The sequence below is a fragment of the Sphingomonas jejuensis genome (genome assembly GCF_011927695.1).
In the GTDB taxonomy this organism is placed as follows: domain Bacteria; phylum Pseudomonadota; class Alphaproteobacteria; order Sphingomonadales; family Sphingomonadaceae; genus Sphingomonas_K; species Sphingomonas_K jejuensis.
In genome coordinates this window covers 26,011-45,155 of record NZ_JAATJE010000004.1, presented here as the reverse complement: position 1 = coordinate 45,155, position 19,145 = coordinate 26,011, and the positions used below count along the sequence as shown (strand labels likewise).

Genomic DNA, 19,145 nt, shown 5'->3' with positions numbered 1-19,145 from the left:
ATCACCCGTCCACACACGCGAAAGGACCGCCATCATGGGCTGGCTAAGCATGCCGCTGTCGTCGATGTTCCCGCACACAGGCCCCAAAGCCTATCTCGACGCGCAATTCACCTACGACAACCGCGATGCCGACGGGAAGGGCAAGGCGCTGCGCGTCATCGCCTCTTCCTGCCTGCGCAACAAGGTCTGGTACGCGGCCGTGGTGCCGTCGACCGACGGCACCGACGAACCCGCCTTCGCGGCCGTCTGCCTGGTCAGCTGGAATCCGCGTGCCAAGGACGGATTCGTGTTCGCCTACAAGGATATGACCGAACACGCCGGGCCTTGCGAGGCCGAATGCCCCGAGCGCATCCTCTCGCTGCTCGGCGATACCGACGATCCCGGTGCGCTCGACTGGCGCCGACGCTGCCTCGAGCGGCTCGCGACCCCGGTACGCCCGCTCGAACACGGCATGCACATCCGCTTGCCGAGCAAGGTCACCTTCGTTGACGGCTATGAGGGAGACGAGTTCATCGTCCACAAGCGCGGCCGCAAGATCTCGCTCGCGATCCCCGGCAACAGCTACCCGAAATATCGGATCGGTAACCTTCGCAAATGGGCGTGGACACTCGTGCCGCCCAAGCCCGAAACTCGCGTCCACAAGACGGTGTTCGGTTGATCGCCGACATCCCCCACGTCAGGATCATCGCCATGTCCGCCCCGTATCCGCCCGTCACACCCAGCCCGAAGCGGTCGCAGCTCTGCAGCCGCGTCCATGCCCAGCGCATCGCCATGCGGATGTTCGATGCCGGCGCACGCCAGGTCTCGATCGTGCGCACCGGCGATCCGCTGCAACCCTTCCGCGTCCTCCCGGTCATCGTCGACGGGCCGAACGTCGAAGTCGAATTGCGCTACGCATGAGGGGCGCGCTGCTCCTCGGCATCGCCGCGCTCGCCGCCTGCGGGGCAGGGGCACCCCAGGGCCACGACGGTGCGACGATCACCGGCGAGGGGCGGGCGATCGACGGCGACACGGTTTCGGTCGATTTCCGCCTGTCGGGGGCCGACGCCTTCGAGCGCAAGCAGATGTGCTCGAAGGACGGTGCCTGCTATCCATGCGGCAAGTTTGCTCAGGATTCCGCCTCGCGTATCCTCAAGAGCGGTGTCGCCACGATCCGCATGACCGGCGCGAGCAGCTATGGCCGCCCGATCGCCATCGTGACGGTCGACGGCTACGACCTGGGCGAGCAACTCATTTTGCAGGGTCTGGCGGTGCCGGCGACGCAATATCTGCGCGGCGATCCGCAACGCGCCGCGCGCTATGTCGCCGCGGCAGAACAGGCCCGGTCAGCGGGTCGCGGTGCCTATGCGGGGGAATTCATCGATCCGGCGCGCTGGCGGCGCGGGGAACGCCTCGCGTGCGAGGCGCGTTATTGATATCCCCCCCTTGGAAGAGGCGGTCCGGCATGCTCCCTTGCCGAACCGCCTTTTCTTTTGTCGTCAGCCCTTGAGCTTCGGACCGGGGCCACGATCGTCGGAATCGTAATCGGGTCCCGGGTCATGCGACCAGGACGCGCCGATCGCGAACGACGGGTCGAACCGGCCCAGCGGACCGTCCGGCTCGGCCGCGACATACGGGTTGACCAGCGGCTTCACCGGCAGCTTGTTGCGGTAGATGTGCCCGGCGATACGACCGCGCGCCTCCAGCAGCTTCTCCAGCCAGACGAGATCGTCGAGCATGGTCACGACGCCCTTGCCGGCGACGCAATAATAGAGGCACCGCTGGAAATCGTCGCACGCGGTGCTGAGGATCGTGGTCAGCTTGACCTTGCCCTCGTTCTCGCCCTCATGAATCCATTCGAGCGATTCCCGCAACTCGCGCGCCGAGAGATACGCATCCTCCGGATTGCTGCCGATGCACGCTCCGGCGAGCATGCGCCGGGTGACGCGAATATCCAGATCGACCGACAATTCGGTGAGCACCGCGTCGAGGTCGAACTCTCCGATAAATTCCGAACGCTTCATGGCCAGCTCCTTTGTTCATTGAACGTAACGTGAACAAAGGCGACAAGGCAAGCATTATGGAGTAGCATCACCACCATGTGGCTCGTCCCGCGCGATACCCGGGGTCTAACCTCCCGCTCGCCCGTCCCCGACGTGGTGCGCGAGGCGCTGGTGCGCTGGTATACCGGCGAAGGCGAGGACAGCGATCACCGCGCGTCGGTCATCATGGTGGTCAAGGCACGCGACCATCACCAGTGGATCGCCTGCGACTGCCTGGGGGAGGGGACGGACCCGCCGCTACTCTCGCCGGCCTATCTCTCCGAAGCCGAAACCTATTACCTGCGACGCCTTACCAGTATCCGCCAGCGTCGCCCCGAGCATGACGTCGACTGCCCCTTCTTCCGCGAGCAGGCACCGCCCCGCATCCGCGAGAAAGCGACCGCCACCCCGCGCACGATCAACGAGCCGGACGGGCTGTTCTCGGCGCACCGGCTCGCCCCCGAGAAACTGGCGCAGCTGCCCGACGACAGCGAACCCGACGATCGCACCCGCGGCGTCGCGATCCCGCGCCTCGCGCGGCTGCTGTGGCAGCTGATGGAAATGGCGCAGGTCAACGTCGTCGAGCCGCTTGAGGTCGGCGAGCCGCGCACCACGTCGATGGCGAGCGAATTCGCGGCGATGCGCGCCGCGGCCGAACGGGTCCAGATCGCACCGGGTATCCCGCTCGCGCGCCATCTCTACACCCACATCGACCCCTACGAACGCGGCATCGTATTCGCGAAACTGCGCGAGGCGGCGAAGAAATGGCCGAGCGAGCACGCCCCGCAGGCCTTCCTCCTCCTGTATGCGATCGACGTCTCCGGCTCGACCATCACGCTTGCCGAAGGGCGCGAGCTGATCGTCAAGAACCGCATCCGCCACATCGGCGTCCACCAGCGCCACATCGGACCGCCGTATCTGGTCCTGGCCGTCGTCGGCGAGCACAACCCGCGCGAGGGCTATGCGTGCCTGCGCGCCTATGCGCAGCCGATCGCGCGCCCCGCCAATTTCGTCGCGATCCACAATCTCGCCGAACGCAAGACGATCGTCGGCCTGCTCGATCTCCAGTACCGGCTTCGCCGGCGCGGCATCGGCGTCGGATTCAAGCGCCTCCTGTTCGACATCGCGACGTCGATCGGCGACGTCCGCCCCGACCTCATCCTGGACCTGCGGGACTTCACCACCGGCGAGGTGATCGAGGCGGCGCTCGAAGTCGTCACCGGCGACAATCCCGATGCGCTGGCGCTGAAGCTGCGCCAGGTCGAAAAGCTGCGTGAGATCGCGCCCGTCGTGACGATCCATGCCGAGGATCTCGAAGGCGATAATCTGGAAAGCGCCGTTCTCGATCAGCTTCATATCGGCTGATACCGAAACGGCCGCCCCGGTTTCCCGAAACGGCCCTCGTCTTCACACCGGAATCTGCGGTCAGATGTTGTCGCCGAGCGCGCCCTTGACCGAGCCCTTTACGTCCTGAGCGGACCCCTTCAGCTTCTGGGCCTTGCCCTCCGCTTCGAGGCTCGCGTTGTCGGTCGCCTTGCCGATCCCTTCCATGACGTTGCCGGCCAGCTTGTTGCCCGCAGCGTTCACCTTGTCGGTTGCTTCACCCATGATCGAACTCGTTTGAGCGATATGTTGATGGGTGAAAACCAGTACCCACCAGCCACGGTTCCGTAATGGCTGGCGTACCGCTGTTCTCCCGGATACTCCTTTCGAGCCCGATCACCGGGCAGGAGATTAGAGATGCGCACAATCGTCGCCGCTACTGCCGCGCTTTCACTTCTCGCTGGTGTCCCGGCACTTGCCGCCCCCTGCAAGGATGCCAAGGGCCGCTTCGTCAAATGTCCCGAGAAGCCCGCCAAGCCCACGCGCTGCAAGGATGCCAAAGGCAAGTTCGCCAAGTGCGGCACGCCCGGCAGCAAACCCGCCTGACCACCATGCCGGACCGGGTGCCCCCGGTCCGATCCTTCGCATCCGGGAGAGAACGCCTGACCAGCTCCGTCTACAAGGTCGACAAGTTCGCCGTCCCTGCCGCCAGCATCGACGCCTTCGTCGCGAAGCTTACCGAGACGCATGCCTTTCTCGACGATATGGAGGGCTGCATCCAGAACCTCATCCTCACGCAGGAAAGCGGCCCGGGCGGCTATAACATCGTGACCATCGTCGAGTGGCGCGACCAGGCCTGTCTCGACCGTGCCAGATCGCTCGCGGCCGAACGGTACCGCGAAAGCGGCTTCGAGCCGGCGACCATGATCGATGCGCTCGGCATCCGGGCGGACCTCGGCAACTATCGCGTCGTCGAGCATTGAACGGCCCTCGGCCGCCGGCGAGGAGACCGGGACGCCTCTTCGCCCGGTAGAGGAGGGGGAGGGATAGCTGTCAGATCCATGAGGGAGATGACAGATGACCCGGTTCAAGCCCAGCCCCCGACCCGACACGACCCCTTGGGACACGCCCGATCGCGCCGACCAGGTGCTGCCCGGCATCTGGCGCGTGTGGACGCCCAGCCATGGCGGCTATGTCCTGTCGGACGAACGCCAGTCCGCGATGCCCGACGCGCTGCGCCGCGACGATCCGTTTTATGAGGAAGACGTCGATTACGCGCTGGTACTCTACGCCTTCGGCAGCGAGTTTCGCCGCTTACCCATCCCCGGCATCGCGCTGCAGGTCGAGAACGCGCGCCGGTCGGTGCGCTGCTGGCATCCCGACCGCTGGACCGCGCTGACCGGCGAGGACGTGCCGGTCCACGACAGCCACGTCGTTCGCCGCCGCGCCGCCTATCAGGCGATCATCGGCCAGTATGAGAGTGTCTCGGCGTCGGGTTCCTGGGCGGACTGGGTGCCCGAGGGCAAGGTCGGCTGCGTCTTCCGCCGCGTTGTCAGCGTCGATGCGCTCGGCTTCGCGCGCCACGAGGGCGCGCCGATCCACGGTCTCGTCGACAAGGACCGTTACGAACGCCGCCAGATGCCCGAGACGTTCGAGAGCCTGGACGCGGTCCGCGTCGAGAGCACCGCACCGATCTCCAAGCAGGTCGACGCGAGCGCGCTCGCGCACCTCCTCCCCAGCGCCTGAAAGGACCGCCACGATGAGCGTCTATCTCTATCTGTTCCACGGCCGCGCCACGCCCGACGAGGACGTCGAAGACTGGGGCTGCGAAGGCCCCGCGATCGGACCGCTCGACTATGTCCACACCACCTATGGCAGCGAGGTGAAGATCCGCGGCGCGAAGGCGGTCCTGGAAAAGTTCTTCCCGGATACGGAAATTCATTTCCACGACGGCTACGGCGAACACGCCATTCAGCTCGCCGGCGACTGCTTGCCCTACGACGGCAAATTCTACGGTGACTGGTCGATCTGCACCGGGGATCGCTTGTGCTCGCCTGCCGCCTCCCGGGTCAAGCCGGTGTGCGACGACTGCGGCAGCGACAACGTCACCAAGGACGCCGTCGCGGCCTGGGATGAGCCCGAACAGGCCTGGGTGCTGCTCAGCACCTACGATTCCACCACCTGCCAGGACTGCGAGCGCGAAAGCGACGACATGCTCGAATGGCGGACGCTCGATGGTGCGCCCGCTCCCGATCCCGACGCTCCCGCCATCCCAGCCAACGATCCGGCGCCCCCTGATGCCGACGCCGCCTGACCCGGAGGACCACGCCATGACCTGTGTCACCCCGATTCGCGCGCCCGAGGCCGCGGACAATCGCGTACCGCTCGGCCATCATTCGACCGGCACGCTCAGCCTCGACCTCGATCGCCTGCTTGCCGGACGCCTGCTCATCCAGGGCAGCTCCGGGGCGGGCAAGAGCAGGACCTTGCGCCGGATCATCGAGGAGGCGTTCGACTATACGACGCTTGCGATCGTCGACCCCGAGGGGGAATTCGAGAACCTCGCCCGCCATATCGGCGCGACCACGATCCGCGCGGTCGAACTCACCGCCGACGGGCTGACGGCCGCGGCGACGCGCAGCCGGCGACATCGGCTGTCGATGCACATCGACCTCACCGACCTCGATCCCGACCAGCGGATCATCAAGGCAGCCGCGTTCTTTGCCGGCCTGGTCGGCGCACCGCGCGAGGACTGGGCGCATACCATGCTGGTGTGCATCGACGAGGGCCATCTGCTCGCACCGCATGTCGCCGGTTCCGCGCTCGATGCCGATGCCCGCCGGCTCGGCGTCGCCACCCTGACCGACCTGTGCGCGCGCGGCCGCAAGCGCGGTCTCGCCCCCGTCATCGCCACCCAGCGCCTCGCGAAGCTCTCCACCTCGGTCGTGTCCGAGCTGCAGAACGTGCTGGTCGGGCTCAACGTCTTCGACCGCGACATCGCGCGCGCGGCCGACCTGCTCGGCTTTCCCGCGCGTGACGCCGACCTGCTGCGCAACCTCGCCCCCGGCGATTTCTTCGCGATGGGTCCGGCGCTGTCGGCAACCCCGGTGCTGGCGCATATCGATCCCACCATCACCGAACATCTCGGCAAGACCCCGGAACTGCGTGCCGCCGCGTCCGTCGATGCCGACGAGGCGGCGAAGCTGCTCGATCTCGCGGGCCTGGCCGAGGTCGCGGACCACGGCCCCGCCATCGCCCTCAAGGGCACGCGCGCGCTCGACGCGTTCCTGCTCGATCCCGCTGCGACCGACGCGGCCGCGATCATGGACGCGCTGAAGCGCATCTCCCCCAACGCCAGCACCGCGCGCGACCTCGCACGGCACCTGTCGCTCGACGCCGAGCGCACCGACCGCGCGCTCAACCTCCTGTCGGCGATCGCCGCGGTCGACACCATGCCCAAGGGCGACGACCGCATCGGCCGCCTGCATGCACGGCTGCGCGCGCGGCTGAGCGACGTCGCCGTGGTGTCGCTGTGACCGACCTCGCGCCCGATATCGTCGAGCTGGTCGCGTGTCCGAAGCTGCCCGAGCCGTGCGGGCGCCTGCGCGAGATGCCGTTCCGGCACGATGCCTGGACCCCCGACGAGATCGCCACGGTCGAACGCATGTTCTGCGACGACGCCGCGATCGACGACATCGTCGCCGCGCTCGGTCGCGGCCGCGCCGGCGTGCGCGACAAGATCGCCAAACTGGGCCTGCGCCGCAATTCGTCGCGTCCGTGGTCGACCGACGAAGACGCATGGCTCACCCGCGAATATGGCCTTCGCCCCACGGCCGATCTCGCTGGAGATCTCGGCCGCGCCTGCACCAGCGTCTATGCCCGCGCGGGCGTGCTCGGGCTGACCGAAGGAAATCCTCCAAAATGGAGCGACTGGGAGGATGCCCAGCTGCGCGCCGGCTACGCGCAGGCGATCCCGATCGCACAGATCGCCACGCTGATCGGACGCCCGCTGTCCGGCACCGCGACCCGTGCCAACGCGCTCGGTTTGCGCCATCCCAACAAGCCCGCTGACTGGACCGAGGCCGAGGCGACGCGGGCGCTGACGCTGGCCGGGGAGGGGCTTCGTTATATCGCGATCATCGACATTCTCGCCACAGAGGGCTTTCCGCGCAGGACCAAGGCTGGCTTCGGGCCGCACCTGCGCAAGCTCGGCTATGGCCGGGGATGGGGCCGCAACTGGACCCCTGACGAAGACACACTGCTCATCCGCGCCTATGCCGACGGGGCAAGCCTGACCCCGCTCACGACCAGGCTCGGCCGCACGAAATGCTCTATCCGCTGGCGCGCCGACTATCTCGGGTTGCGCGGCACACATGCCAACCGCGACGGGTTCCGGGGCGGGCCGGTGTGGAGCGACAATGATCTGGAAAGGCTGCGCGACCTTTACGGCACGATGCCGATGGACGCCCTGGCGACGAAGATGGGTCGCACCAAGGCTTCGCTGTTCACGCGCGCGAACATCCTCGGCCTTGTCCACGGCTATCACCGGAAATGGACCGAAGAGGAGATCCGGGCGCTGCGCATCGCGCACGACTTCGGCGTCGCGCTGCCTGATGTTGCGGCAGCGATCGGCCGCAAATATCCAGCGGTCCACAAATATGCCGAAAAGCACGAGCTTCGCTTCTCGCGTCGCCCGCGCCGCGCAGCCCCCTGGACGCTCGCCGAAATTATCGCGCTCGATCCTTCGGGAACGGGCGTCACCGACCATGTTGCCATCCCCGGCACAATCGATGAGGAAAAGCCATGACGCCGCTTCGCCTCGCCCGCGATATCGCAACCGGCGCGCCGATCGACCGCGACACCCGGCGTGCCCGCCTCCTCGCGGCGCGGCGCTATGCGATCAACTCGGTCCCGCGTCGCGGTATCCTCAGCGGTCACTGGGACGCGGGCACCGTGGTCGGCGCGTTCCGCGACGGCAAGGCAGGCTGACCAGGGCTCGGCCCGATGCGCCGATGAAGGAGAGAGGGAGCGGGGAGGGAAGGCGTGACGGACGCCTGAGCCCTTTTCCAGGAGCGCACTCCCATGATTCCCGCCACCATCGCGACCGCGGTCGCCCCCGAGACGATCGCCAAGGTCACGCGCCTGTTCAACAATACCGCGTTCGACGTCATCTGCGAACTCCTCCAGAACGCGCGCCGCGCCGGTGCGACCGGCGTCGCGCTCGCGCTGAACGGCGCCGGCGCCGAGCACTTCCTGCACATCACCGATGACGGCCACGGCATCGCCGATCCGGTGAGCATCGTCACGCTCGGCCGCTCGGGCTGGTCCGACGAGACGCGCCGCGCCGAAGATCCCGCCGGCATGGGCGTGTTCAGCCTCGCAGGCCGCGACGTCATCATCCGCTCCTTCTCGAAACCCGACCGCCAGGGCTGGATGGCGCATATCCCGGCCTCGGCGTGGGAGACGAGCCGCCCGATCGCGATCGAACCCGATCCGATCATGCGCGGCACCGCGATCACCGTGCGCGTGCCCGACGAGTGGCTGAAGACGCTCGAGCGCGACGTGGCCCGCGCCGCCAAACATTATCCGGTTCCCGTGACCTGGAACGGCGCGGTCCTTCCGCAGGAGGACTGGCTGAAGGACGCGGTCCATGTCGAGGAATGGTACGGCGTGCGAATCGGCGTGTTCCAGAAACACCCCTCGCATTATTCCTCGCGCGACGGACGCCTCAACTTCCACGGGCTGACCATCCCGTGCGACCTGCCGTATGTTCAGGAAGTCGACCGGGGCGGCCACTGGATCGCGCGGGTCGACATCTTCGACGCGCCGCAAATCCAGCTCGTCCTCCCGGCGCGCAAGGAAGTGGTCGAGAACACCGGCATCGCCGCCCTGCGCGATGCGGTCCGGCTCGCGATCTACCGCGCGATCGAGGCCGCGGGGACGCACCGGCTGTCGGCGCATGACTGGCGCGAGGCGCGCTCGCTCGGTATCGCACTACCCGAAGCCGAGCCCTATCTGTTCGCATGGACCGCCTATGCGGCCGACAGCTCACGCAACTACGAGAGCGGCGCACGCGTGACCGACACCGGCATGGTGCTGATGCCCGACTTCGATGCGCTGATCGGCCAACCCGCGCAGGCGGCGATCGCGAAGCATAATCCGTTCGGTGGTCCGCTGGTCGAGGCCCAGGACGCGTTCAAGGGCTATGGCTGGTACGATATCCTCGCCCGTGTCGAGGATATGCGGTTCCGCGTCACCCAGGGCGACCGCACCTTCATCGTCTCCGACAGCCGCGAAGCGCCCGCCGAGGCGGAAAACGGTTGGGTCGAGGCTATCACGCTCGAGGCGACGATGAGCCACGCCGGCGCATTCATCGAGGTATCGACCGACGCGAATGTCGCCTTCGCACCCGACCAATGGTCGTGCAACTCGGTCGACGAGACGTCCGTCTTCGTCCGCCGGGGCAGCGAAATCACCGCGCTCGGCGTCGCCGACATCCTCGAAAACGCGATCTTCTATGCCAGCGACGACAGCGATGCCGACAGCTACGATACGCAGCTCGAGCGCTTCCAGGCCGATGCCGCCGAACGAATCATCGGCCTGCTCGAAGGCGACGATGCCGCGCTTGAGAACCGCATTCGCGACAAGCTGGCGGGGCATTATTTCCTCGTCCCCGAGGACCGGACGGTCACCGTCGTCATCGATCGCGACAGGCTCGACGTGACGATAACGGCCCGCGCGGTGCCTGCCGCGCCCGAGGCCGCAGCGGAGGGCGCGTGACATGGCACGCTACAACCACGCCTATACGATCGCCTTCAGCCTCGTCTCGAACGACGACAAGGGCCACGACGTCGACGCGCGCCAGCTGAAGGAGGCGCTGCTCGCACGGATCGAGAACCTCGACGAGGAAGGTAGCTGGGTCGAGTCTGCCGGTGCGCCCTACGACACCTATCTCGAACCGGAGGATGCACCATGACCGGCGCGGCAGTTCCGGTCGTGCCGCTGGCGCCGCCGCCACCAGTGGTGCTGGCCTACGGCATCGGCGTCGACAGCACCGCGCTGCTGATCGAGAAGCACGCGCGCGGCGAAGCGCCTGACCTCGTGCTGACCGCCGATACCTCGGTCGAGAAACCGGCCACTTACGAATATCTCGACGTGATCCGGCCCTGGATGCGCGATCGCGGCATCCGGTTCGAGCTGGTCAGCTATGTCCCGAGGCGATTCAAGCACTGGCCGCCCTATTACGGCATCCTCGAGATGTGCCTGACCAACGCCACGCTGCCGAGCAAGTCGCTCGGCGGGTCGAGTTGCAGCCTCAAATACAAGAAGGCGCCGCAGGACAAATTCCTGTCGACCTGGCAACCAGCGGTCGACGCATGGGCGCGCGGGCAGCGCGTCGTCCGCCTGATCGGCTATGACGCCGGTCCGCGCGACACCGCGCGCGCCAACCATGCGCTGTCGATCGACGATCCGCTGTACGACTGCCAATATCCCTTGCGCGAATGGCGATGGGACCGGCCCGACTGCGTCGCCCGCATCCAGGCCGAGGGTCTGCCGGTGCCCCCCAAATCGGCGTGCTGGCTGTGCATCGCCAATCATCCGGACGAAATCCGCGGCCTCCCGCAATGGTGCCTGCGGCTCATCGTGCTGGTCGAGGCACGCGCAGCCCCGCGGCTGCACACGGTCGAGGGCCTGTGGCGCAGATCGACCCGCGCGCGCCCCGGATCGATGACCGCCTTCATCCGCGACGAACACCTCCTGCCGGCCGACGAGATCGACCGCATCATCCGCGATGCGCCACTCGACCTCATACGGTTCCAGGACGTCGCGGCGGTCATCCCGCTCGGCGAGCGCCCGACGATGGGCGACTGGCTCGACCGCTTCCATGCGGCCTTTCCCGAACGAGGCCGGGGACAAAGCGACGCGCTCGCCGCCTGAAGTCCCCGCCACCATCGCTATCGACCCAACGGAGGATCGTCACATGATTTTGACCGCCACCGAAACGCGCCTCGAAGCCGTGGCCAGGCTCAACGACCGTTGCCGCCAGGGGTTCGACCGCACCGCGAAGATCGTCATGACCCGCGCGTGCCTCGGCGCGCTGTCGAACGGCACGCTCGCCTCGGAAGCCGTCGCCCAGGCGCATGTCCTGCAGGCGCTGCGCCGCTACACTTTCCCCGCCGACTGTCCCGAGCGCGATCGCGGCCAGTTCGAGCTGTCAGGCGAGACGATACACTTCCGTATCGATTATTATGACGTGGCGCTGGAATGGGGATCGGAAGACCCCGCCGACGCCAGCATCACGCGCCGTGTTCTCACGCTCATGCTGCGCGAGGATCTGTGATGCGTATTGTCGGAATGGCCGACAGCTATCAGCTAGCTGGCCGCTAGACGATGACGATCGAGATCATCCTCGGCCTGCCGCATCTCGCAAACGGGCCTATCCTTCAGCGCGCGGTCGCGCTGCAAGCACCGGTGCTGATCTCGGCCAATTGTCTGTCGCGCTGGCGCAAGGCCGATGGCTGGCGCGAGTGGTCGGGATGGCGCACCGGAACGCTCGCCAACGCGCGACCGCTCGCCAGCGTCGACCTCGATTCCGCCGGTTACACCATGATGGTCCGCTATGGCGGGCTTCCCTGGAGCATCGCCGATTACATGGCGCTCGCCGCGTCATGGCCGTTCCGACGCATCTCGTCGGTCGATTACTGCTGCGAAGAGGGCGTTGCCCACGACCGCGAGGAAGTGCTCGACCGCATCGCGCGCACCACCGCCACCAACCGAGAATGCTTTGCCCGCGCCGACGACTTGGCCATCCGCGACCGGCTGATGCCCGTGCTGCAGGGCCGCGTGCCCGACGACTACGTCCGTTCACTCGACGCGATCGGCGGTCTGATCCTGCCCGGCACCGTCGTCGGCATCGGCAGCATGTGCCGGCGACCGATCCACGGTCCCGAAGGGCTGATCGCCGTCGTCGAGCGGCTGACCCGCATCCTGCCGATCGGCGTCAAGGCGCACCTCTTCGGGGTGAAAGGCGATGCCCTGCCGTACCTCACGCCGTTCGCACGCTGGATCGCCTCGATAGACAGCCAGGGATGGGGCGTAGGCGTGCGACAGCACGCGCTCAGGCATCGCATCGCCAAGACCGACGCGCTCGGCGCCGACTTCATGGAACGCTGGTATCGCACGCAATGCGCGCGAACGCTCGAAACACCGCGACACCTGCCCGAGGCCGCGGCGTCTACTCCACCGCCACCAACCGCCGACCCCTGGGAACGCGCGATCGCGCAGGCTCGCGCCGAGATCCGCGCCCTGATCGAGAGCGGCGATCTCGATCACGATGAGATCACCACCGGATGGATCGAGACCTGGGCGGCCGAGATCTACGCCGACGCGGCCTGACGGAGGTAACCATGCTCACCGACCGCTCCCAGCGCTGGCGCGACCGGCGCAGCTTGTTCGTTGCCGGCGACAGCGTGATCGACCCGCGCCGCTACGCCGTCGATGTCGTCGCCCATGATACTGCCCGCGCATTCCTCGCCGACCATCATTACCTCCCGCGCTATCCCGCCGCCCAGCTCGCCTGCGGGCTGTTCGGTCCGGGCGACCCGGGCAGATCCGCGTTGGTCGGTCTCATCGTGTTCGGCGTGCCGGCGACCGGCGCGGTCATCACCCGGCACACCGGCTATGCCGATCCCGCTCGGGGCTGCGTACTGCAACGGCTCATCTGCCTGCCCTCGGTCGCCGCGAACGGCGAAAGCTTCTTCACGTCGCGCGCCTTCCGCCTCCTGCGCCTCGCCAAGCCCCGGATCGACGCTGTCGTCAGCTTCTCCGATCCCGCCTTCGGCCATTGCGGCGTCGTCTATGCCGCGCTGTCGGGCGCCTATCGCGGCCGCACGAGGCCGCGGACGGTGCTGCGCATCGCCGGCGAGACGATCTCGGAGAGAACGCTGTCGAAGATCCGCAACCTCGAATCCGGCCATGCCGGGGCGATCGACCAGCTGGTGCGGCTCGGTGCGCCGAGGCCGGAGGCGCACGAACACCCCGCCGACTGGCTCGCGCGGCTCCGTGCCGACAATCTGCTCCGCCCGCACCGGCAAAGCCCGCTATTCACCTATTGCTTCGAGCTGACGCGCGACGCCCGGCGCACCGCGCGCGATCTGCCCCGGCTTGCCTATCCGCGCCGGAGCGACGCGATCCGCGAAATCCTCGCGGCATGATCCCCGCGCCAGCGGCGCGAGGGAAGGGGAGCGGGAGCGGGCGGCATGTCACCGACATGCCGGAAGGAGCACCGCCCGTGGATATCCATCTCGCCATCGCCAGCGTCCAGGCCGACGCTGCCCGCATCGCGCGCTACACCGATCGACGCGACCGTTTCCTCGATGCGCTGGACTGGTCCGCGCTCGACGAACAGACCGCGCGCGAGGCCGCGATGCTCGACGATCTGCTCGCCGGCGATCTCGCCGACGCCGCGCTCTACATCCTCTGGCTGGAAGAACGCCTCGCCAGCGGCGAAACCGATGTTCCAGGCGTTCTTCGCTTCTACCCGCACCCGCGCCCCTGGCACGGCGAGTGGATCTCGCTGCACTGACCCTGAAAGGATCGCCATGAGCCGCCACCAGTTTCCCGGTATCGAACCCGGCACCAGCGTCAGCATCGGGTGGGACCGCCCGCTTGGCACCTTCTTCGTCCAGGTGCTGCGCCCGCACCCGCATCTCACGGGTGAGGACGAAACCGTCGCATGGCATGGCGCGCACCCCGGCGAGCTGACCACAGCGGCCGCCGCGGTCACCATCGCCTCACGCTGGGCCGATCTTCCCGCCGATCTCGCGATCACGCTCGAGACCGACCGGCTGATGACCCTCGGCCAGTCCGATGGCGAGGCGCAGATCGCCATCAAGCGCCGCTTCTTCGGCGACTGAGTACCCGACAAGAAAGGGGAGGGGGATGGGGCGCGTCGATCAATGACGATCGACGGAGAGCCCCATGCCATATTTTATCGATCTCGGTGCCGGTCCCGCCGAGGAGGATTGCGCGCAACTCGGCCAGTCGCCCAACTTCGACAGCCTCAACCGCCTCGAAATCGCGGTCTACAAGTCCGCGCTGATCGCACGCTACGGCCCGCCGCCCCCGGGATGCCGCCTCGCCGGCCTGTCCAACCGACACGATTTCGGTCGCTATGTCGAACTCGTCCTCCATATCGAGAACGAGCTCGACGAGGCCGTCGCCGACTATGCGACACGCGTCGAGGAGGGACTCGCCACCTGGCGCGAGGCGGGCTTCACCGCGCCGGTCGAGTATAACGGCGAGACGCCCACCATCGTCCATGCCGATCCGGCCGATGCCGTCATCAGCGCGCTGCTGATTACCCGGCCCGGGCCGAACGGTCTTTTCCCGATCCCGGATTTCGCGGTCCTGCACGGCAATCTCACGCAGGCTTACCCCGCCGAGGCCGCGGCCGCCAACGCGCGTCTCGCCGAGGCCGCGGACGCCTGAGCGCGACCGCACAGAGCGATTTCCCATCATTTCGGAGCATTCCCATGGCGAACACCTACACCAAGGCCGCGTTCACGCTGACCATGAGCCACGCCGACGCGGCGTTGCTAACCATTGCCGAACAGGCAGTCGATATCCTCGACACCAACGGCGACGATGCCGACCTCGCCCACGAATATGACGCGCTCGATCCCGCGTTTCACGCCGTGTTCCCGGCGAAGGGGCCGATGAAGTTCGAAAGCTTCCTCGAGATATTCGACGATTGGCATTTCCCTTATCTCGACTGCGCGATCGACATCGACTGGAAAGGCGAAGACGGGAACGCGCGCGTATTCTTCAGCGGCGATCAATTCGGCGTCGAACAGGTCGCCCAGCTCATCTTCCGCGCTTGCAAGTCCGCGCTCCCCTGCGGGTTCGCATGGATCTCCGACTGCGACCGGCTGCGCCCCGGCGAGTTCGGAGGCGGCTGCGTCATCATTACCGACGCGGGGCTGACGTTCCACAGCACCCAGGACATCCTCGATCGCGCCGCGCGCAGCGCCGCAGCCGATCCCGACACCCATGGTCACGAGGGTCGCTTCGGTTTCGTGCTCGCCTCGCGCGACCAGGACGGCCACGCCGTCTTCTGGAACAACGACGACGGCTTCGGGGCACTCGCCAGCGCGACCGTGTTCTCGAAAGCCGAGGCCCGCGCACACGATCCGGTCATCGCCAACGACGAACCCGAGTGGCTGGCGCTGCCAGCGCCGCTCGCGGCCTGAACGGCCATGTTCATCGACATCGGACGCGGCCTGGTCGCCGGCCTTCCGGCCCTCGCCCTGCCGCCCGCCATCCTCGACGCGGTCGAACGCGGCGCATGGATCGTCTTCAACCTCTCGGGCGGCAAGGACAGCTCGGCCGCGATGTTCGCGGTCAACCTGATCCTCGATGCGCTCGGCCATCCGCGCGAGCGGCGTATCGCCATTCACGCCGACCTCGGCCGTGCCGAATGGGACGAAACGCCCGCGACGGTCGAGGATCTCGCGGCCCACGCCGGCGTCCCGCTGACGATCGTCCGGCGCAACGCCGGCGACCTGTTCGACCGCTGGGCCACGCGCTTTGCCAACGGCAAGGCGCGCTACGAGGCACTCGAAACCTATAATCTGATCGGTCCCTGGTCATCCTCGGCGCTGCGCTTCTGCACCTCAGAGATGAAGGCCCATGTCATCGGGCCGCACCTCGCCAGACTGCTGCGCGGCCAGACTATCATCAACGTGCTGGGACTGCGCCGCGACGAGAGCATCGCTCGGTCACGCACACCCGAATGGAAAGCAGACGCGCGCTACGCCGCTGCCGGCAATCCGCACGGCACCGCGATGATGCTGTGGAACCCGATCGCGCACTGGACGACACCACAGGTCTTCGCCGCGCACGATACGCTCGGCATCCCGCTGCACGTCGCCTACACCTGTTACCAGTCGTCACGACTGTCGTGCCGCTTTTGCGTCCTTCAATCGCTCGGCGACGCCCAGGCATCGGCTTCGGCACCGGCGAACCGTCCCGCGCTGCTCCACCTGGTCGGCCTCGAGGCGACCTCAACCTTCTCGTTCCAGCCCGCACGCTGGCTCGCCGACGTCGCACCGCGTCACATACCGGGTAATTTGAGGAACCGGATTTCCCTCGCCAAGGCCGATGCCGCCGAGCGGCGACGGCTCGAAGCCGCGATGCCGCCCGACCTGCGCTACGTCAAAGGCTGGCCGCCGCGCATTCCCACCATCGAGGAGGCCGGCATCATCGCCGCGTCCCGCGCACCGATCCTCTCGCGGCACGGTCTCGCCGATCTCTATCCCAATGCCGGCGCGGTGCGAGACCGCTTTTCCGACCTGATCGCGCTGAAGCGTGCCGCCTGATCCAGAGCAAGGAGCTTTCATCATGCCCGATATCACCGATCTCCCCGTCATGACGCGCGCCGACGCGATCGCCGCGGGCTTCGCCGGTTACAACGACGTGCCGCACAAGCCCATCGACGTGCCTGACGGCGCGTTCACGATCACGGCGAAGACCAGCGAGGGTCGCCGCGTGACCTTCTGCTTTCTCGAAAAGACTTATGGTGGCCCGCCGCGTTTCATCGACATCCAGTTCCACGATCGCGGCACCACGATCCCCAACGCCGATAACGGGGTATCACCCACCTTCAACGCGTTCGCGATCACGCGTGGCGGCAGGTTCGTCGCCGACAGTCGCCCGCTCGACGAGGACATCAAGCCCTCGATCCTCGTGCTCATGCTCGACAAGGCTGGGGAAGAACCCGCGCGATCCGCGACCAAACCGGCGCCGATGTCGGACACCGACCTCGCGGCTCTGCTGACCCGCGCGGCCGAAGTCGTGGCTGCGCCCGACAGCCGGATCGCGTCGCATCGCAACACGCTTGCCGGCCAGCTCATCGCCGAGGCCGCGATCAGGCGGGCGCGCCCGTCATGACCACCCCCTCGCGCAGCGACGGGATGCACGTCGCCCATACCGCAACGGGCTGGGTCGTGTTCGACAACAGCTTGTCACACCCCTCTCGCCTCTCGGGCGCCTATCCGTCGCGCGCCGCGGCGACCGCCCGCAAGCGGGCGCTCGCGCGTGCGCTGCGCCACCAGCGTCCCGACGAAGCACCGGACGTCTGAGGAAGGGGAAGGGGGACCGGCTGTTATGAACCGGGAGGATCATCCGACCCGGTGACAACCGGAGCCGACCCAATGCGCAGCATCCTCGCCTTCTACGAAATCGACCGTGCCTGGGGCGGCCCCGAGAAGGGGGATGGTGGTACGACACCGGCACCTTCGTCCGCGTGATCGCCCTCCATTACCACGACGAGGCCGCGATCGCGGCGATGCGCCGCGCCAACCGGCTGCTCGAGCGCCTGCAGCGGCATCGCCCGCCGGTGGATTCGGCCGCCTACACCGGCGGACGCTTCCGCGCCTTCAGCTTCTCCGGCCTCCCGCCCACGCGGTTTCCCGCACGTCGCCCGGAATATTCCTGACCCAGCAGAAAGGGACCAGCCCATGTATCGCGTCCATTATTTCGACACCAGCGAAGCCGCGCATGACGCCTGTCTCGATGACGGTCCCTGCATCGAGGAAGGCGACGTTCTCGCCATCCTGTCGGAGGGCGTCATCGGTCTCGCCTCGACCGATCCGATCGCCGTCACCCTCGACCCCGGCGCACTGCGCATCGTCCGCCCGATGGCGATGGACGTGCTGCTAGCAGAACTCGTCCACGGCGCCTCCCAGATCCGCCGCGCGGTCGCGACCGCCCTCCTGCACCATTTGCCCGTGCAGCCCCATTTCCTCGCCTTCGTCGCGCCGGCGCTGCCCTATCCCTATCCGCAGACCGTCGTCGCGCTCTCGTTCGACGATATCATGCTGACGATCGATGCGATCGACCACCGTATCACGGCGCTCGAACGCCGGTTGGGGACACTCGAATCCGACAGCGCGCACGCCTTCTTCCTGCAACGCTCGATCGATCATCTGTCGGCCGCCCGGAAGCGCCTCATGCGACATCCGCGACCGCCTCGCTGAACGGCACGGCATCGCCTCGCGACGATGCCGGCACCGGCTGCGCCGGAAGGAGAGAGGGACCGGGTCGGCATCCTGGACATGGGGTCCGGGCATTTTGCCGAAAGGTCACGATCATGTGCATCGATCCCAACGCCGAGCCCGTCGCCTTCGCGCTCGACACCAAACTCTGCCACCTCCTGCCGACGCTGACCGAGCCGCACCGCGAAGCCATCGCCCAGGATCTCGCGCGCACCGCCATCTTCATGGCGACCGCAATGGCGGCCGACATGGCGCAGGACGCGGTGAACGGCCTCGTGCCGATCCCGAAGATGCCGACGCTCGGCAAGCCGCCCGCACCCGCGCTCGTGCCACAGGCCCAAACGCCGCGCGATACCGTGCTGCTGACCCCCGCGGTCGCGCCCGTCGTCACGATCAAGGCCAAAACGACCGACGTCACCGTCGCCGGCTTCGACCAGCGTCAAGGCTACACGTTCGGGATCGACAACAAGTCCGACCGGCTGATCGACATCCGCCACGCCGGCAAATGCTGGTGCATCGATCCGAGCGACGAGGCGACCGACGTCGTCAGCCGCGCGATCGGCGCGCTCGCCGCGGCGCACGCCGATATCGGCACCGCGCTCACCGACCAGCTCGCCCACTGAGCACCGACATCGTCCGCCTGCCGCACGATCCACCGTCCGCGTGAAGACGCGGTCGGTGAGGGGCGCTCATCGCGCCCTGCCCGGCCGAAGGGCCGGGGAGGGGAGGAGGATTGAAGATCGGT

At 67.4% G+C, this 19,145-nt stretch carries 29 protein-coding genes; 27 read left to right on the top strand and 2 right to left on the bottom strand.

Features of this window, described 5'->3' with window-relative positions; translation table 11 throughout:
- Positions 1-34: 34 nt before the first annotated feature.
- Genes GGR88_RS14675 through GGR88_RS14665 form a run of 3 tightly spaced genes read left to right on the top strand, consistent with a single transcriptional unit; the run spans position 35 to position 1,415 of the window.
- Positions 35-658 carry a DUF6927 domain-containing protein gene (locus tag GGR88_RS14675; protein ID WP_010408917.1) on the top strand — a complete coding sequence of 208 codons (624 nt, stop codon included), beginning with the start codon at positions 35-37 and terminating at the stop codon, positions 656-658.
- Positions 655-900 (top strand): hypothetical protein, encoded by a 246-nt coding sequence (locus GGR88_RS14670; protein WP_167956367.1) that lies wholly within the window; start codon positions 655-657, stop codon positions 898-900. Before GGR88_RS14675 ends, GGR88_RS14670 begins: the two co-directional genes overlap by 4 nt.
- A complete protein-coding gene (locus GGR88_RS14665; protein WP_010408925.1) occupies positions 897-1,415 on the top strand; it encodes a thermonuclease family protein in 519 nt (172 codons plus the stop codon). The genes GGR88_RS14670 and GGR88_RS14665 overlap by 4 nt, the downstream gene beginning before the upstream one ends.
- 63 nt (positions 1,416-1,478) lie before the next feature.
- Here the strand turns inward: GGR88_RS14665 and GGR88_RS14660 are convergent, their stop codons facing one another.
- Entirely contained in the window at positions 1,479-2,003 is a 525-nt protein-coding gene (locus GGR88_RS14660) for a hypothetical protein (protein WP_167956397.1), read from the bottom strand.
- Between the two features lie 75 nt (positions 2,004-2,078).
- Between GGR88_RS14660 and GGR88_RS14655 the strand changes: the two genes are divergently transcribed.
- Complete coding sequence (locus tag GGR88_RS14655; RefSeq protein WP_167956395.1) at positions 2,079-3,386, top strand: hypothetical protein; 1,308 nt, start codon at positions 2,079-2,081, stop codon at positions 3,384-3,386.
- A gap of 60 nt (positions 3,387-3,446) precedes the next feature.
- Here GGR88_RS14655 and GGR88_RS14650 read toward each other — a convergent pair whose 3' ends face one another.
- Positions 3,447-3,629, bottom strand: a complete 183-nt coding sequence (locus tag GGR88_RS14650; RefSeq protein ID WP_024310649.1) for a CsbD family protein — start codon at positions 3,627-3,629, stop codon at positions 3,447-3,449.
- A 132-nt stretch (positions 3,630-3,761) separates the two neighbouring features.
- Here GGR88_RS14650 and GGR88_RS14645 point away from each other — a divergent pair, with 132 nt between their 5' ends.
- The 23 genes from GGR88_RS14645 (at position 3,762) to GGR88_RS14535 (ending at position 19,023) form a co-directional block, all read left to right on the top strand.
- On the top strand, positions 3,762-3,950 hold the full coding sequence (locus tag GGR88_RS14645) for a hypothetical protein (protein WP_024310650.1): 189 nt from the start codon (positions 3,762-3,764) through the stop codon (positions 3,948-3,950).
- A 5-nt stretch (positions 3,951-3,955) separates the two neighbouring features.
- Positions 3,956-4,327: an antibiotic biosynthesis monooxygenase gene (locus GGR88_RS14640; protein WP_051163864.1), complete on the top strand. Its 372-nt coding sequence runs from the start codon at positions 3,956-3,958 to the stop codon at positions 4,325-4,327.
- Positions 4,328-4,421: 94 nt separating this feature from the next.
- Positions 4,422-5,090 carry a DUF7007 domain-containing protein gene (locus tag GGR88_RS14635; protein ID WP_164523912.1) on the top strand — a complete coding sequence of 223 codons (669 nt, stop codon included), beginning with the start codon at positions 4,422-4,424 and terminating at the stop codon, positions 5,088-5,090.
- A 13-nt stretch (positions 5,091-5,103) separates the two neighbouring features.
- Complete coding sequence (locus GGR88_RS14630; RefSeq protein ID WP_167956393.1) at positions 5,104-5,658, top strand: hypothetical protein; 555 nt, start codon at positions 5,104-5,106, stop codon at positions 5,656-5,658.
- Between the two features lie 16 nt (positions 5,659-5,674).
- Positions 5,675-6,880 (top strand): helicase HerA domain-containing protein, encoded by a 1,206-nt coding sequence (locus GGR88_RS14625; protein ID WP_167956391.1) that lies wholly within the window; start codon positions 5,675-5,677, stop codon positions 6,878-6,880.
- Entirely contained in the window at positions 6,877-8,151 is a 1,275-nt protein-coding gene (locus tag GGR88_RS14620; protein ID WP_024310654.1) for a hypothetical protein, read from the top strand. Before GGR88_RS14625 ends, GGR88_RS14620 begins: the two co-directional genes overlap by 4 nt.
- Positions 8,148-8,333 carry a hypothetical protein gene (locus GGR88_RS14615; RefSeq protein ID WP_024310655.1) on the top strand — a complete coding sequence of 62 codons (186 nt, stop codon included), beginning with the start codon at positions 8,148-8,150 and terminating at the stop codon, positions 8,331-8,333. The genes GGR88_RS14620 and GGR88_RS14615 overlap by 4 nt, the downstream gene beginning before the upstream one ends.
- Before the next feature lie 93 nt (positions 8,334-8,426).
- Positions 8,427-10,124, top strand: coding sequence for an ATP-binding protein (locus GGR88_RS14610; protein WP_126014909.1), 1,698 nt, complete (start codon positions 8,427-8,429; stop codon positions 10,122-10,124).
- Position 10,125: 1 nt separating this feature from the next.
- Positions 10,126-10,320: a hypothetical protein gene (locus GGR88_RS14605; RefSeq protein ID WP_024310657.1), complete on the top strand. Its 195-nt coding sequence runs from the start codon at positions 10,126-10,128 to the stop codon at positions 10,318-10,320.
- On the top strand, positions 10,317-11,282 hold the full coding sequence (locus GGR88_RS14600; RefSeq protein WP_126014907.1) for a hypothetical protein: 966 nt from the start codon (positions 10,317-10,319) through the stop codon (positions 11,280-11,282). The genes GGR88_RS14605 and GGR88_RS14600 overlap by 4 nt, the downstream gene beginning before the upstream one ends.
- A 43-nt stretch (positions 11,283-11,325) precedes the next feature.
- Positions 11,326-11,685, top strand: a complete 360-nt coding sequence (locus GGR88_RS14595; RefSeq protein ID WP_010409079.1) for a DUF3768 domain-containing protein — start codon at positions 11,326-11,328, stop codon at positions 11,683-11,685.
- 50 nt (positions 11,686-11,735) lie between these two features.
- Positions 11,736-12,740, top strand: a complete 1,005-nt coding sequence (locus GGR88_RS14590; RefSeq protein ID WP_024310660.1) for a deazapurine DNA modification protein DpdA family protein — start codon at positions 11,736-11,738, stop codon at positions 12,738-12,740.
- An 11-nt stretch (positions 12,741-12,751) separates the two neighbouring features.
- Positions 12,752-13,558 (top strand): Mom family adenine methylcarbamoylation protein, encoded by an 807-nt coding sequence (locus GGR88_RS14585; protein ID WP_010409084.1) that lies wholly within the window; start codon positions 12,752-12,754, stop codon positions 13,556-13,558.
- Between the two features lie 77 nt (positions 13,559-13,635).
- Positions 13,636-13,929, top strand: coding sequence for a hypothetical protein (locus GGR88_RS14580; RefSeq protein WP_010409087.1), 294 nt, complete (start codon positions 13,636-13,638; stop codon positions 13,927-13,929).
- A gap of 16 nt (positions 13,930-13,945) precedes the next feature.
- Positions 13,946-14,260 (top strand): hypothetical protein, encoded by a 315-nt coding sequence (locus GGR88_RS14575; RefSeq protein ID WP_010409090.1) that lies wholly within the window; start codon positions 13,946-13,948, stop codon positions 14,258-14,260.
- 64 nt (positions 14,261-14,324) lie between these two features.
- The gene (locus tag GGR88_RS14570; protein WP_010409093.1) at positions 14,325-14,834 is read left to right on the top strand and encodes a hypothetical protein; all 510 of its coding nucleotides are present in this window, start codon (positions 14,325-14,327) and stop codon (positions 14,832-14,834) included.
- 44 nt (positions 14,835-14,878) lie between these two features.
- A complete protein-coding gene (locus GGR88_RS14565; RefSeq protein ID WP_010409095.1) occupies positions 14,879-15,595 on the top strand; it encodes a hypothetical protein in 717 nt (238 codons plus the stop codon).
- 6 nt (positions 15,596-15,601) lie between these two features.
- On the top strand, positions 15,602-16,723 hold the full coding sequence (locus tag GGR88_RS14560) for a phosphoadenosine phosphosulfate reductase domain-containing protein (RefSeq protein ID WP_010409098.1): 1,122 nt from the start codon (positions 15,602-15,604) through the stop codon (positions 16,721-16,723).
- A 22-nt stretch (positions 16,724-16,745) separates the two neighbouring features.
- Positions 16,746-17,294, top strand: coding sequence for a hypothetical protein (locus tag GGR88_RS14555; RefSeq protein ID WP_010409101.1), 549 nt, complete (start codon positions 16,746-16,748; stop codon positions 17,292-17,294).
- Entirely contained in the window at positions 17,291-17,485 is a 195-nt protein-coding gene (locus GGR88_RS14550; RefSeq protein ID WP_010409103.1) for a hypothetical protein, read from the top strand. Before GGR88_RS14555 ends, GGR88_RS14550 begins: the two co-directional genes overlap by 4 nt.
- Before the next feature lie 164 nt (positions 17,486-17,649).
- The gene (locus GGR88_RS14545) at positions 17,650-17,841 is read left to right on the top strand and encodes a hypothetical protein (RefSeq protein ID WP_010409107.1); all 192 of its coding nucleotides are present in this window, start codon (positions 17,650-17,652) and stop codon (positions 17,839-17,841) included.
- A gap of 22 nt (positions 17,842-17,863) precedes the next feature.
- Complete coding sequence (locus tag GGR88_RS14540) at positions 17,864-18,382, top strand: hypothetical protein (protein WP_167956383.1); 519 nt, start codon at positions 17,864-17,866, stop codon at positions 18,380-18,382.
- 113 nt (positions 18,383-18,495) lie between these two features.
- On the top strand, positions 18,496-19,023 hold the full coding sequence (locus GGR88_RS14535) for a hypothetical protein (RefSeq protein WP_033967159.1): 528 nt from the start codon (positions 18,496-18,498) through the stop codon (positions 19,021-19,023).
- Positions 19,024-19,145: the final 122 nt, after the last annotated feature.